Here is a 13,206-nt window from a genome sequence, read left to right on the forward strand (position 1 = left end):
CTTGGCCACCCCCGTCCCGCACGGCGCTCCGGACAGCCTCGGCGGCGCCCCGGTCCCGCCCGACCTCGCCGAACTGCTGCGCGCCCAGCTGGAGGAGGTCGCCGACGAGGTCGAGGAGGAGGTCCGCCGGCAGGTGCCCGAGTACGCGCGCCCGGCCGACGGCACCTACCGCGAACACCTCAGAGCCGGAGTGGTGCAGGCGCTGACCCTGTTCGTCGACCACATCGCCGACCCGCGCGGCCGCGGGGACGCGATCGCGGCGACGTACTACGAACTCGGCCGCGGCGAGGCCCTGGAGGGGCGCAGCCTGGACGCGCTGCAGTCCGCGCTGCGGGTCGGTGGACTGCACGCCTGGCGGCTGATGGGCCGCACGGCGGAGCAGCTCGGTCTGGACTCCGCGGTGGTCACGGCGCTGGGCGAGCTCGCCTTCCGCACGGTGCACGAGGTCGCGGAGGCCGCGGCGGCCGGGTACTCCGAGGCCCGTGCGCGCAACACGGACGAGCTGGAGCGGCGGCGCAGACGCCTGCTGGACCTGCTGCTCGGCGAGGGGCCGGCCGCCCCGGCGGCGGTGCAGGACCTGGCGCACGGCGCCCGGTGGACGGTGCCCGCGCAGGTCGCGGTCGTGGCGCTCGCGGCCACCCCCGACCAGCGGGACGAGGACCGGCCGCTGGCCGCGGCGGGGGCCCTGGTGGACATGGAGTCGCGGCCGCCGCGGATGCTGATCCCCGACCCGGACGGCTGCGGGCGTTTCGGCGGGCGGGCGTTCGGCCTCGCCCTGCGCGGGCGGCCGGCCGCGATCGGGCCCACGGTCCCGCTGGCACAGGCCGCGCAGTCGCTGCGCTGGGCCACCCGGGCGCTCGGGTTGATGGGGCGTGGCCTCCTCCCCCGGCAGGGGGTGGTGCGCTGCGCGGACCACCTGTCGACGCTGCTGCTGCACAGCGACGAACCGATGCTCGACCAGCTGAGGGCGCGGGCCCTCGCACCGCTCGACAGGGTCTCGGAGGGGCAGCGGGAGCGGCTCGCCGAGACGCTGCTGGCGTGGCTGCTCAGCGGCAGCAACGTGCCCGATGTCGCCGCCCGTCTCCATGTCCATCCGCAGACCGTGCGTTACCGGCTGCGCCAGTTGGAAAAGGTCTTCGGCGACGCCCTGCACGATCCCCCTTCGCGCCTTGATCTCATTCTGGCACTCACCACCGCACAAAAGAACGAGGAATTCCTGAATTCCCGTCCATAACACCGTGGTTGGTTCAGCGAATACCTTCGGGACATCCTTTCCGCAGGCGTTTCACACGCCCCACCCTCAAAGGATCCCCCCATGCGTATTCGCTTGTGCCTCGCCGCGCTCTCGCTGGTCGGCGGCGCCTGCGCGGCCACCCTCACGGCACCGGAGGCGGCCGCCGCGGCCTGCTCGGACATTGACGTCGTCGCAGCTCGCGGCACGTTCGAGCCGGGCACCCTCGGCCTGATCGTCGGCGACCCGGTGTACTCCGCCCTCCAGCGGAAAATCACGGGCCGGAGTCTGAGCAGCTACAAGGTGAACTACCCCGCGGACCTTTCCCTCACGTCGGCCGCGCAGGGCAACGCGGACCTGGTGAACCACGTGAACAGCCAGGCGTCCGCCTGTCCGAACCAGCGCTTCATCCTCGTCGGCTATTCGCAGGGCGCGAATGTCGTCGACAACTCCATCGGCATCAGCAGTGCGGGTGCGGTGGTCGGCAGCCCCATCGTGGCCTCCCTTCCCGCCGCACTGGAGTCACGGGTGGCCGCCGTGCTGCTGTTCGGCAATCCGATCCGGGCGATCGGCAAGAGCGTCACCGGCACGTACCAGAGCCGCACCATCGACTTCTGCGCCAAGGGCGACCCCGTCTGCGAGGCGGGCGGCAACGACACGCTGGCGCACCTCGGCTACACGGCGAACGCCGACGCGGCGGCGGCCTTCGCCGCGGGCAAGGTCTGAGCGGGTCGACCGCACACGGAAGGGCCCGGGGGGGGGGACAACTCCTCCCGGGCCCTTCCCCCTTGCGGAGGTCATCGGGGTGATCGGGCGAACTCCGTCAGCGCGGTGGACACCGGTTCGGGCCGGCCGTTGTTCTGCACCGGCGCCGCCGTCAGCACGTCGAGGTGCTGGTAGCCGTCCGCGACCACGGGGTGCAGATCGGCGGGGACCCGGCCGGCGAGCAGTCCGTCGCCCGCGAGGACGGTGAGCGTCGGGTTGGCGGTGAGGCCGTCCGGGTGCACGACGAGCTTCTTCACCTGCGGGGAGGTGGACAGTTCGAGGTCGGTGACGAGTTTGGTCGGGAAATACTGCTCGGTGAAGTCCAGCGGTTGCGCGGCCATGCTGCGCGCCAGCTCCTGGATGTCGGTGACCTCCTTGCCCGCGGCGGTGAAGGGCGTTCCGTCGGACGACCGGTGACCGGGGTCGTCCGGATCGCCGACCCGGTCGAAGGTGCGCCATGTGTAGAGGGGCCCGTGGGGCACGGCCGGAATTGCCTTGTACTCGGTGCCGAAGAGGCCCGGCTGTGCCGAACTCCCGTTGGCCGCGGGGAAGTTCTTGTCGGTGACCGGTCCGCCGTCGAAGAAGCCCACGCTGCTCTGGAGGAAGGCGAGCGGTACGGACTGGTCGTCCATCAGGGCGCCGAGCACCGCCTGGTTGGTGAGCCGGAAGTCCTTCACCGCGGGTGAGCCGGTGAGGAAGGTGGCGGTGTCCTTGGAGAACAGGAAGCGGTTGGTGGCCTCGATGTTGGCGTTGGCGGGCAGATAGCCCGGCAGGTCGGCCTCGCCGCCCGGGTCCTGCAGGGCGCCCACGCCCGCGATGGCGAGCAGGGTCATGGTCTCGGGGTTGAGCAGGACGGGTGCGGACAGCGAGCGCGGGAGCACACCGCTGTCGAGTCCGGCCTGCACGACGCCGTAACCGAGGCCCACGTCGGGCAGGTCGGTGTCGTCGGGGATGCTGCCGCTCAGGTCGCCGAGGGAGGTGGAGACGGTGGTGTCCAGGGCGAACCAGCCGGCGCACTGGTTCTGGCCGGCGTCGGCGGTGGTGGCCCGGTCGCCGTCGAAGTCGGCGGTGGCGAAGTAGCCGGTGACGACTCCGCCGAGGGAGTGGCCGCCGCACAGCACCTTGGTCCTGCGCACGCCCGGGTCGGGCAGTTCGGCGGTGAGCAGGTCGTACTCGTCGCGGACGGTCTGCTCGATGCCCAGCTTCGCCATCCATCCGAGCTTGTCGTTGCCGACGAAGCCGGCGAAGGTGCGGCCCTGGACCTGTTTGCCGCGGTAGTAGTAGTCGACCGCGGTGTGCTGGTCGCCGGAGGCGATGCCGGTGCGGTCCTCCAGGCAGTTGGAGCGCCGGTCCAGGGCCCAGAACTCGATGTGCCGCCCCTGCCGGGCGGCGCGGGCCACGGTGTTGCGGGCGACGCTGTCGAAGGCTCCGGCGCCCTCCAGGATGCCCGGCTGGGCGATCAGGACCCGGTCGGCGTCGGCCGCCGCCGCGGGGCCGTCGGCGGACCGGTAGCGCAGGTACGACAGCCAGTCGCACGCCGCGGGCCGGGCACCGAAGGACGCGGGCAGCGGGGCCCTGACCCGCACCAGGGTCTCGGTGACGCCGCCGCTCGTGCCCACGGCCGTCTCGGTTCTCGCGCTCTCTGCCTGGGCGGTCGGCGACGACACGGTGAGCGCCCCGGCGGTCAGCAATACCGCCAGCGCCCCGGTGCGCCACCTGCTTCCTGTGCTGCGACTCGTGTTCATGCGGGGACCGTAGGGCGGTGCGGGCCGTGCCCCCGGCAGTTGCTCACAAGAACGCAGGGCCCGGTGGACGCTTTGTCACCAGCCGCAGAGAGGTCTCAGCCCTCGCGCAGCGTACGGCGTGGTGAGCGGTCGTAGGTGTGGCGGTACAGGGTGGCGAAGCGGCCCGGGTGGTAGAAGCCCCAGCGGGCGGCGATGTCGGTGACCGTGGCCCCGCTCTCGGGGTCGGCTGCCGCCAGCTCGGCGTGGGCGTGGGCGAGGCGGACCTGGCGGAGGTACGCGAGCGGGGTGGTGTCCAGGTGCCGGCGGAAGGCGTACTGGAGCGCGCGGACGCTGATGTGGGCCGCCTCCGCGATCTGGGCGACGGTGAGGGGCCGGTCGGCGTGGTCGTCGATGTGGGCGAGGGCGCGGCGCAGGGCGGCGGGGTGGGCGTCCTGGCGGTCGGTGCCGGTGGGGTCGGTGACGGCGGTGTTGGGGAAGGTGGCCAGGACGGCCGCGGCCAGGTGCTGGGCGGCGGTGGAGGCGACCAGCGGCTGGTCGGCGACGGCGGCGTCCACCAGGACGTGGTCCTGCACATAGCGGATGGTCGCCCGCAGCCGGTCGCCCGCAGCGGGGCTGAGCGGCCGGTGCCCGGTGAGCCGGACCGGTTCGGGGCGCGGGCCGTCCGCGGTCGCCGCGACCTGGGTGAGCAGGTCGGGGTCCAGCATGGTGATGTTGTAGCGGGCCGCGTGGATCCGGCCCGCGTAGGATAGCTCGGGCGGGGCGAAGGACACCACGTCGCCGGGGCCGAAGGAGTCCGAGACGCCTTGGTAGACGTGGTCCTCGATGGTGCCCTCGTGGACCACGCACAGGCAGATCCGGCCCAGCGGGGTGACCGCGTAGCTCATGTCGAAGTCCAGGTCGAGCTCGTCGACACTGACCGAGTCGATGGCGCTGCGGTGGATCCGTGCCCGGCTGCTGTCCGCGCTGCCGTTGCCGATGCGCATCTTCGCGTAGGCACGGCTGAGGAACTCCTCGGTCCGGTCCAGATCCTCGCTGTCGAACGTCAGCGTCTCCATCGCGCCAGGGCCTCCCATGCTCTGCTCCTCACTCGCACATACCCGCGAATGTCCCGATGCTGCGGGTGGCGTTTCGTTTTCTGTCCTGCCAGGTCACACGGCGTGCGTCCGTCGGCTCGTCGTCGGCGAGCCAGGGCGTGCAGGCTGGACGGACGGCGTCCGTAGGAGTCGCCGGGCAACAGGGGGAGAGGGCGACAGGACGGTGGATGACGCAACACGAAGAGCCGGCTGAGCAGGTCGAGAAACTTCAGGAGGAAGTCGCCCAGCTCCGGCAGGCCCTTGTCTCGCACGCCGTCGTCGACCAGGCGATCGGTGTCGTCATCGCCCTCAGCGGTCTCCGTCCCGAGCAGGGGTGGGAGGTCCTCAAGACCGTGTCCCAGCACACCAACACCAAGCTGCGGGACGTAGCGCGACACGTGGTGCGCTGGCCCGAGGCAGGCGGCCTGCCCGCGGAGATCCGCCGGGCCCTGCGCGCCGCGCTGGTCGAGGCACGCGCGGTGCACGGTGGCCGACCACTGGTGCGGCCGGAACAGCGGTGCAAGGGCCGTGGCGGGGCCCTCTCCGGGAAAACCGAGTGACGCGCCGACGGGCCGGTGCGTACCGTTGATCACATGAAGCACCTCAGGCGTACCAGCACCGCAGCCGCGCGAGCGACCAGCTCACCGGCTGCCGACGCCTGACCTCACCCCTCTCCCCCGGCGGCCGGAAACGGACCGCCGGTGCGGGGCTTCGGGGCCCGCCGTTCCATGGTCGTTTCCGGTCCTGAGACCCGAAGGACCACACCATGGACACCGACCGCACCCTGCGCGTCTTCACCGACTTCTACCGCGAGCGCGGACACCACCTGATCACGGGCAGCACGCTGCTGCCACCGCCCGGGGACCCGGTGCTGTTCACCACCTCGGGCATGCATCCGCTCACCCCCCACCTCGAAGGCCGCCCGCATCCGCGGGGCCGCCGTCTCGTCAACGTGCAGCGCTGCCTGCGCACGACCGATCTCGACGAGGTCGGTGACTCCACGCACCTGACGGTGTTCGAGATGCTCGGCTCGTGGTCGCTCGGCGACTACGGCCACTCGCAGAGCCTGCGCTGGGGGTACGAGCTGCTGCGTGACGGTTTCGGGATCCCCCGCGAGAGGCTCCACGTCACGGTCTTCGGCGGTGACGAGCAGGTGGGCCCCGACCTGGAATCCCAGCGCACCTGGGAGGAGCTGGGCGTCCCCGTGGAGCTCACCCGGGAGGACAACTGGTGGTCCAACGGCCCGGTCGGGCCCTGTGGCCCCGACTCGGAGATCTTCGTGTGGACCGGCGGCACCCCGCCCCGCGGAACCCCCACCACCGATCCGCGCTGGGTGGAGATCTGGAACCACGTCGGCATGCGCTACCGACGCCTCGACGACGGCTCGCTCCAGCCCCTGGAGCGCCTCGGCGTCGACACCGGGATGGGGCTGGAGCGCCTGGTCACCGTCCTGCAGGGCCGTGACTCGGTCTACGAGACCGATCTGTTCGAACCCTGGATGCGGCTGCTGCCGCCCCTGTGGCCGCTCGACGGACCGTCACTGCGGTTGGTCTGCGACCATCTGCGCTCCGCCGTCGTCGTGGCCGGCGACGGGGTGCGGCCGTCGAACACCGGCCGGGGTTACGTCCTGCGCCGTGTCGTGCGCCGCCTGCTCACCGCCCTGCGGCGCGACGACCCCTCCCGCACCCTCGCCGACCTGCCGGTGGGGCTCCTCCAGCACACGCTGGACCACTTCCGCACCGACCGCGGTACGGATCTCGTGCGGGACGTGCTGCTGGAGGAGGAACGCCGCTTCGATGATCTGCTGGAGCGCGGCAGGCGGCTGCTGTCCGGGCCGCGGTACCGGGGGCCGCTGAGCGAGGAGGACTACGACTACCTCCACGACACCCATGGTCTGCCCCGCGACCTGGTGCTGACCCTGCGTGGCGAGGGGTGACGGCTACTCGGTGCGCAGGGCCGTCGCCGTACGGGCCCCGGCCGCCCAGGCCGCCGGGAGCAGCGCCCCCAGCAGGGCGATGGCGAGACCGGCCAGGCCCAGCAGGACCAGCTGGGGCGTCGCGTACACGTCCAGGACGGACCTGGGCAGTTCGGTGCCCGCCGCATGTCCCATCACCGGGAGCACGAACCCGTGCAGCGCGTAGCCGGCGGGGACGCCGACGACACCGCCCAGCACGCCGATGCCGGCCACCGAGGCGAGGACGAGGCTCACGGTCTGCCGGGGCGACATGCCGAGCGCCTTGCACACGCCCAGGTCGTGGACGCGCTCCCGGGTGTCCAGGACGACCGAGTTGAGGACGCCCAGGCCCGCGACACTGACCAGCATCAGGGTGAGGAGCACGGCCATCGTGTTGAGGATGAACACGAAGTTGTCCTGCTGGGAAGGGGAGTTGGCGCGGGCGTCGGCGCCGAGGGGCTCGACCTGCGCGGCGAGCTTCTCGGCGTACGCGGCCGGGGTGACGCCCGGTTTCACGTCGACCATGAACTGCTGGGGCGCGGTCGCGGGGAAGTCCGCGAGGTTCGCCTGGATCTCCAGCTCGTCGTCCGAGGTGCCGAAGGCCTCCCCGACGATCCGCAGGGTCGCCGTCTCCTTCCCGACGCTCACGCGTACGGTGTCGCCGATCTCGGTGCCGGTGCTGTCCAGGAACCGGCCGGGCACCACGACCTGGCCGGCGCCGGTGAGCCAGTGCCCGGAGATCATGGCGTAACCGCCGCGCGTGGAGTCGCCCTGGAAGAGGGTCGCCCGGACGGTTCCGGAGACCCCGGCCACGGTGGCGTCCTGCTGGCCCACCCCGTAGTACGAGGCGGTCCCCGCCTGCGCCTCGATCGCGGCGCTCACCTTCGCCGGGTCGGCCGGCTCGGGCACCGGGGTGCCCGGCGCCGGGATGTGCTCACCGCCCGCGACGGACGGCCCGCCGGTGAAGACGGTGACCGCTGAACGGCTCTCGGGGTCCTGTACGGCGCTGACCTCGTTCAGTGAGGAGGTGAGCCCGACGGCGAAGGTCGCCGCGATCGTGCCGAAGGCCACGGCGAGCAGCATCGCGAGGGTACGGACCGGGTGCGCGAAGGGGCTGGCGAGGCCGTAGGTCACCGCTCGGGGCAGCGGCAGCCGGCCCGCCGCGCGGTGCGCCCACTGACCGCGTCCGGTGCGGGGGGCCCTGCCGACCGCGATGGCCTCGACCGTGCGCAGCCGCCCGGCGCGCAGCGCGGGGACGAAGGCCGCGATCCCCACGACCAGCAACGCGCCGGCGGGGACCACGACGTCCACCCACCAGGCGACGGACAGGCCGGCGGTGCCGTACGCCTGCTCGGTGTCGTCGAGGAGGGGTACGGCCAGCAGGTTGCCGAGGACGACTCCGAGCGCGATGCCCACGCTCGCCGGGACGAGCGCCTGGGCCACATAGGCGCGGACCACCTCGCGCGGGGTGAAGCCGATGGCCTTGAGGATGCCGATCCTGCGCAGGCCGGTGCCGACCGCGCCGCTGATGACGCTGCCGACGATGATCACCGACATGACGATGCCGAGGACCCCGAAGGCGACCAGGAACGGGATGGTGGGGGCGGCGCCCTGGTCGGCGGCGCGTTTGGTGTCGAGGTACGACTGGGTGCCGAGGAGCGCTCCGGCGGGCACGGCGGCGAGGAGCTTCTTGCGGTCCGCGGCGATGTCGCCCTTCGAGCCCGCCGCGTCGAAGCGGTACAGCATCTGGCTGCTGACCGGGGTGTCCTTCGCGGCGAGTGCCCTGACCTGTGCGGGAGTCGCCCACACGTCGGCGGTCCTGCTGGCCGACGTGGCGAAACCGACGACGGTGAGCGTGGTGCCGGACGCCGTCAGGGTGTCGCCCACCCCGAAGGCGGGCCCCTGGTAGGCGGAGCTCAGTACGACCTCGCCCGGTTTCCGCGCCCACCGGCCGGCCGTGAGGTCCAGGTCGTCCACGGCGGCGCGCGGGCCGGTGCGGCCGACCAGGGTCATGGCCGGGGGCTGACGGCCGGCGGAGTCGGTGACCCGCAGGATCGTGGTGGGGTACGGTCCTGCGCTCGCCGTGACTCCGGCCAGTTTCCCGGTGGCCCCGAGCTGTGCGGCACCGGCCTTGGCCGGGTCGAACTCGGCGATGAGGTGGGCGCCGTGCTGCTCGGCGAAGGCGCGGTCGAAGGGCGCGTCCGAGACGACCATGAGGGAACCGGCGACCACGGCCGCCGCCACGGCCATCATCGTGGCGATGGCGATGACGACGGTCTGCACCCGGCGCCGGCCCACCCCGGAGCGTACGACGCGGACGAGCGGGCCGGTCATCGCACGGCCCCGGCGCGGGAATCGAGGGCGACATGGCCGTCGACCAGGTGGATGGTGCGGCTCGCGCAGGCCTCGGCCAGGGCGAGGTCGTGGGTGACGAGCACGATGGTCTGGCCGCCGCGGTGCAGGTCGACGAGGAGTTCCCGGACGTCCTGCCCGGAGGCGCTGTCGAGGGCGCCGGTCGGTTCGTCGGCGAGCAGCAGGGCGGGGCGGTTCACCAACGCCCTTGCCACGGCGACGCGTTGGCGTTCGCCGCCGGAGAGTCTGCCGGGGTAGGCGCGGGCGTGTTTCTCGATGCCGAGGACCGTCATGAGCTCGTGCGCCCGCGCCTCGGTCCTTCGCCGGGAGGTCCCGGTGAGCTGGGCGGGAAGCCGGATGTTGTCCAGCACGGTGAGGTCGTCGAGGAGGTTGAAGAACTGGAAGACCATGCCGATCCGTTCCCGGCGGAACCGGGCCAGGGCGTGCTCTCCGAGCCGGTCGACCTGCCGATCCGCGACGGTCACGGTGCCCTCGGTCGGCTTGTCGAGGCCGGCGACGAGGTTGAGCAGCGTGGACTTGCCGCTGCCGGAAGGACCGGTCACGGCGAGGGCCTCGCCCTGGGCGACGGAGAGGTCGAGCGGTCCGAGCGCGGGTGCGCCGGCGTCGTCGTAGCGCTTGGCCACGCCCTTCAGTTCGATCACTGCGGTCATGGGAGGTGCCCGTCCTGTCCGTCGTCGGGTCGTGTCCTTGCCGGCCTGGTGAAGGTAGGGAAGGACGGGTGCCGGGCGCGTCGGCCGGGGCACCGACATACCGCCCTCCGTGCGGAGGACCCGCGGACGGGGTCATCCCTGCGAAGTACGCCCGCCGGAGGGGGCGTTGACCGCAGGGAGGGACGCGCCGCCGACGCCGGGCCCGCGACAATGGGCGCATGGAGACGGAGTACCTGCGGGGATGGCGTCGGCAGGTGCGTTTCGCGCTGCGGCCGGAGGCGAAGGGTGCCGCGCTGTCACGGCGGTCGGTGTGGTTCGACGTGTCACTGGCCGTGCTGCTGACGGTGGTCGCGCTGGTGGTGGCGTCGCGCTATCCCGGCGACGGGCCGGTGCGGGTGTCGAGGTTCGAGAACGGCGTGCCGGTGCCGCCCATGCCTCCCGAGATCCCGGGCGCGCGGATCGAGGACCCGGCCGCCGCACCTCCTTGGGTCCTGGTGGTGCTGTCGGCGCTGCCGCTGGCCGCACGTCGGCGGTATCCGCTGACCGTGTTCGCGGTGGTGCTCTGCGCGGGGCTGGCCATCGGCGACGACGCCTCCTGGATCAACGTCCTGACCTGCGTGATCGGTACGTACAGCGCGGTGATGCACAGCCGGCACCGGGCGGGCGCGATGGCCGGGCTGGTCGTCGCCGCCGTCCTTGCCGGGGTGGCCTTCCGGTCGACGCAGCCGGTGCTGCCCGGCTGGTCGAGTCCCGGGGTGGTGCTGCTGGTGGCGGGGGTGCTGGCCAGCGTCGTCCGGTTCGGGCAGCGGCGCCTCGCGGCCAGCCGGGACCGGTTCGCGGCGCTGGAACGAGCCCACGAGGAGGCGACCCGCAGGGCCGTGGAGGAGGAACGGGCACGGATCGCCGCCGAGTTGCACGACGTCGTGACCCACAATGTGAGCGTGATGGTCATCCAGGCGGGTGCCGCCCGCAAGGTCATGGACGTGGCCCCCGAGCGGTCCAAGCAGGCGCTGCTCGCGGTCGAGGCCGGGGGCCGGGCCGCGATGGCCGAACTCCGGCATGTGATGGGCCTGTTGGCGGCGCCGGACACCGGCCGCCCCGACTCCCCCGCCGACGGCCTCGAACCGCAGCCGGGCCTCGGGCAGTTGGACGCCCTCGTGGACCGGGTGCGGGCCGCCGGGACGCCGGTCGGGGTCGCGGTCTCCCTGCCCCCGGAACCGCTGCCGCCCGGCGTGGACCTCACGGCGTACCGGGTGGTCCAGGAGGCGCTGACCAACACCCTCAAGCACGCGCCGGGCGCCGAGGCCGTCGTCACCGTCGGCTGGTCCGGCGACCGGCTGGAGATAGAGGTCGTGGACACCGGCGGAGTCCGCGACGGGGTCCCCGCGGACGGGAACGGACGCGGGCTGATCGGACTGCGCGAGCGTCTCGCGGTCTACGGCGGCGAGCTGACGGCGGGTCCGACCCTGGCCGGCGGCTTCCGCATCAGAGCGGAGGTGCCGTGGCGCACGGTGTGAACGACATGGGCGGCGACCGGCTGCGGGCCGTCATCGCCGACGACCAGGCCCTCGTACGGACCGGGTTCGGGATGATCCTCACCGCGGACGGCATCGAGGTGACCGCGGAGGCGGCGGACGGCGCGGAGGCGGTCGCCGCGGTACGGCGCACGCGCCCCGACGTCGTCCTCATGGACATCCGCATGCCGGGCATGGACGGCATCGAGGCCACCCGGCGCATCCTCGCCGAGGACACCGCCGGCAGGGTCTGCGTGATCATCCTGACCACGTACGACCTCGATCACTACGTCTACGCGGCGCTGACCGCCGGGGCCAGCGGCTTCCTCCTCAAGGACGTGACACCCGAGCACCTGGTGGCCTCCGTACGGCTGGTGCGGTCCGGGGACGCCCTGCTGGCGCCCACCATCACCCGCCGCCTGATCGAGCGCTTCGCCCAGCGGGAGGAGGCGGTGCCCTCGGCCGGACCGCACCGGGACCTGTCCGGGCTGACCCCCCGTGAGCTGGAGGTGCTGCGGCTGCTGGCGACGGGGCTCAGCAACGCCGAGCTCGCGGAGCGTTTGTTCCTCAGTCCGACGACGGTGAAGACGCACATCGGGCGGATCCTGTCGAAGCTGGACCTGCGCGACCGTGTGCAAGCCGTCGTCCTCGCCTACGAGAGCGGTCTCGTCACTCCGGGCGGCGCCCCGGGGACGGCTCTCTAGGACATCAGCCCGGCCGCGACCGTGGCGCCCAGCTCCCAGCACGCCTCGATGTCGGCCTTGCCCGGCTCGCCGGTGACGGTCACCGGTTCGGCCGCACGCCGCCAGCCGAGACCCGTGGTGATCGACTCGATGCCGCGCAGGGCGCCGGTGACGTCGTTGCCGCCGTGGACGTAGACGCCGAACGGGCGACCGCGCGTCTCGTCGAGGCACGGATAGTAGACCTGGTCGAAGAAGTGCTTGAGGGCGCCGGACATGTAGCCGAGGTTGGCCGGCGTGCCGAGCAGGCAGCCGTCCGCCTCCAGCACGTCCGAGGCGGTGGCGGACAGGGCCGCGCGCCGTACGACACGGACGTCCTCGATCTCCGGTGCCGTGGCCCCGGAGACGACGGCTTCGAACATCGCCTGGCAGTTGGGCGAGGGAGTGTGATGCACGATCAGCAGGGTGGCCACGGTCGAACCCTGCCCTGCCCCTGCTTTCGTCCGCAAGCCGGGCCGGACTCGGGCCCGCCGGGCTACGATGCCGGGACATCGCGAGGGGGGAGCGAAGCCGTGGCCGACCGAGGGCAGGCAGCAGTGGTCTTCGACGCGCTGGGCCTGGAGTACGAGAAGGCGTTCGCCCGTTCCGAGGCTCATCTGGCCTCGCTGGAGTGGCTGCTCGGGCGGCTGGCTCCCGGGAGCCGGGTCCTGGACGTGGGCAGCGGCACCGGCCGGCCCACCGCGTCGACACTGGCCGCCGCGGGCCACGAGGTGCTCGGGGTGGACGTCTCCCCCGTCATGGTCGACCTCGCCGGCCGGCAGGTGCCCGAGGCCACGTTCCGCCACGGCGACATCCGAGAACTGCCGCTGGAGCAGGGCTCGTTCGACGCGGTCTGCGTCTACTTCTCGCTGCTCCAGATGACCCGCGCCGAGCAGTCGGAGGTCCTGGGGCGGCTGGCCCGGGCCCTGCGGCCGGGCGGTCTGCTGGTCCTCGCCACCGTGCCGGCCGACGTGGAGGATCTGCCGATCGAGTTCATGGGCCAGCCCGTCCGGGCGACCAGCTTCGCCGCCGGAGACGTCGTGGCCGTGGTGCGCGTCGCGGGTCTGACGGTGGAGTCGGAGCGGCTCGTGGAGTTCACCCCGGACCACCCCGAGGCCGCCGCCGAACCGCATCTGTTCCTGTACTGCGCTCTTCACGGGGAACACGCCTGACCCGTCCCGG

12 protein-coding genes are annotated in these 13,206 nt (G+C 72.7%); 7 read left to right on the forward strand and 5 right to left on the reverse strand.

Annotation, left to right across the window (positions count from 1 at the left end):
• Nucleotide 1: 1 nt before the first annotated feature.
• A complete protein-coding gene (locus M2163_RS08245) occupies nucleotides 2-1,234 on the forward strand; it encodes a PucR family transcriptional regulator (RefSeq protein WP_280893589.1) in 1,233 nt (410 codons plus the stop codon).
• A gap of 81 nt (nucleotides 1,235-1,315) precedes the next feature.
• The gene (locus M2163_RS08250) at nucleotides 1,316-1,957 is read left to right on the forward strand and encodes a cutinase family protein (protein ID WP_280853467.1); all 642 of its coding nucleotides are present in this window, start codon (nucleotides 1,316-1,318) and stop codon (nucleotides 1,955-1,957) included.
• 71 nt (nucleotides 1,958-2,028) lie between these two features.
• On the opposite strand, the gene M2163_RS08255 is transcribed toward M2163_RS08250, so the two are convergent.
• Together M2163_RS08255 and M2163_RS08260 are read right to left on the reverse strand one after the other, a co-directional pair.
• On the reverse strand, nucleotides 2,029-3,741 hold the full coding sequence (locus M2163_RS08255; RefSeq protein WP_280853466.1) for a hypothetical protein: 1,713 nt from the start codon (nucleotides 3,739-3,741) through the stop codon (nucleotides 2,029-2,031).
• Nucleotides 3,742-3,836: 95 nt separating this feature from the next.
• Nucleotides 3,837-4,796 carry an AraC family transcriptional regulator gene (locus M2163_RS08260; protein WP_280854287.1) on the reverse strand — a complete coding sequence of 320 codons (960 nt, stop codon included), beginning with the start codon at nucleotides 4,794-4,796 and terminating at the stop codon, nucleotides 3,837-3,839.
• Between the two features lie 206 nt (nucleotides 4,797-5,002).
• Here M2163_RS08260 and M2163_RS08265 point away from each other — a divergent pair, with 206 nt between their 5' ends.
• Both M2163_RS08265 and M2163_RS08270 read left to right on the forward strand, forming a co-directional pair.
• Nucleotides 5,003-5,374, forward strand: a complete 372-nt coding sequence (locus M2163_RS08265) for an ANTAR domain-containing protein (RefSeq protein WP_280853465.1) — start codon at nucleotides 5,003-5,005, stop codon at nucleotides 5,372-5,374.
• Between the two features lie 206 nt (nucleotides 5,375-5,580).
• Nucleotides 5,581-6,750 (forward strand): alanine--tRNA ligase-related protein, encoded by a 1,170-nt coding sequence (locus tag M2163_RS08270; protein WP_280893590.1) that lies wholly within the window; start codon nucleotides 5,581-5,583, stop codon nucleotides 6,748-6,750.
• Between the two features lie 3 nt (nucleotides 6,751-6,753).
• Here M2163_RS08270 and M2163_RS08275 read toward each other — a convergent pair whose 3' ends face one another.
• Together M2163_RS08275 and M2163_RS08280 are read right to left on the reverse strand one after the other, a co-directional pair.
• A complete protein-coding gene (locus M2163_RS08275; protein ID WP_280893591.1) occupies nucleotides 6,754-9,102 on the reverse strand; it encodes an FtsX-like permease family protein in 2,349 nt (782 codons plus the stop codon).
• Nucleotides 9,099-9,791 carry an ABC transporter ATP-binding protein gene (locus M2163_RS08280; RefSeq protein ID WP_280853462.1) on the reverse strand — a complete coding sequence of 231 codons (693 nt, stop codon included), beginning with the start codon at nucleotides 9,789-9,791 and terminating at the stop codon, nucleotides 9,099-9,101. The genes M2163_RS08275 and M2163_RS08280 overlap by 4 nt, the downstream gene beginning before the upstream one ends.
• Before the next feature lie 218 nt (nucleotides 9,792-10,009).
• Between M2163_RS08280 and M2163_RS08285 the strand changes: the two genes are divergently transcribed.
• Together M2163_RS08285 and M2163_RS08290 are read left to right on the forward strand one after the other, a co-directional pair.
• A complete protein-coding gene (locus tag M2163_RS08285) occupies nucleotides 10,010-11,308 on the forward strand; it encodes a histidine kinase (RefSeq protein ID WP_280853461.1) in 1,299 nt (432 codons plus the stop codon).
• Nucleotides 11,309-11,313: 5 nt separating this feature from the next.
• Nucleotides 11,314-12,009 (forward strand): response regulator transcription factor, encoded by a 696-nt coding sequence (locus M2163_RS08290; RefSeq protein ID WP_280897231.1) that lies wholly within the window; start codon nucleotides 11,314-11,316, stop codon nucleotides 12,007-12,009.
• Here M2163_RS08290 and M2163_RS08295 read toward each other — a convergent pair.
• Nucleotides 12,006-12,458: a flavodoxin family protein gene (locus tag M2163_RS08295; RefSeq protein WP_280893592.1), complete on the reverse strand. Its 453-nt coding sequence runs from the start codon at nucleotides 12,456-12,458 to the stop codon at nucleotides 12,006-12,008. The genes M2163_RS08290 and M2163_RS08295 overlap by 4 nt on opposite strands.
• Nucleotides 12,459-12,557: 99 nt before the next feature.
• On the opposite strand from M2163_RS08295, the gene M2163_RS08300 reads away from it, so the two are divergent.
• Nucleotides 12,558-13,196, forward strand: a complete 639-nt coding sequence (locus tag M2163_RS08300; RefSeq protein ID WP_280893593.1) for a class I SAM-dependent methyltransferase — start codon at nucleotides 12,558-12,560, stop codon at nucleotides 13,194-13,196.
• Nucleotides 13,197-13,206 lie beyond the last annotated feature (10 nt).

Origin of the sequence: Streptomyces sp. SAI-135 (assembly GCF_029893805.1) — a bacterium.
Classification (GTDB): Bacteria; Actinomycetota; Actinomycetes; order Streptomycetales; family Streptomycetaceae; genus Streptomyces.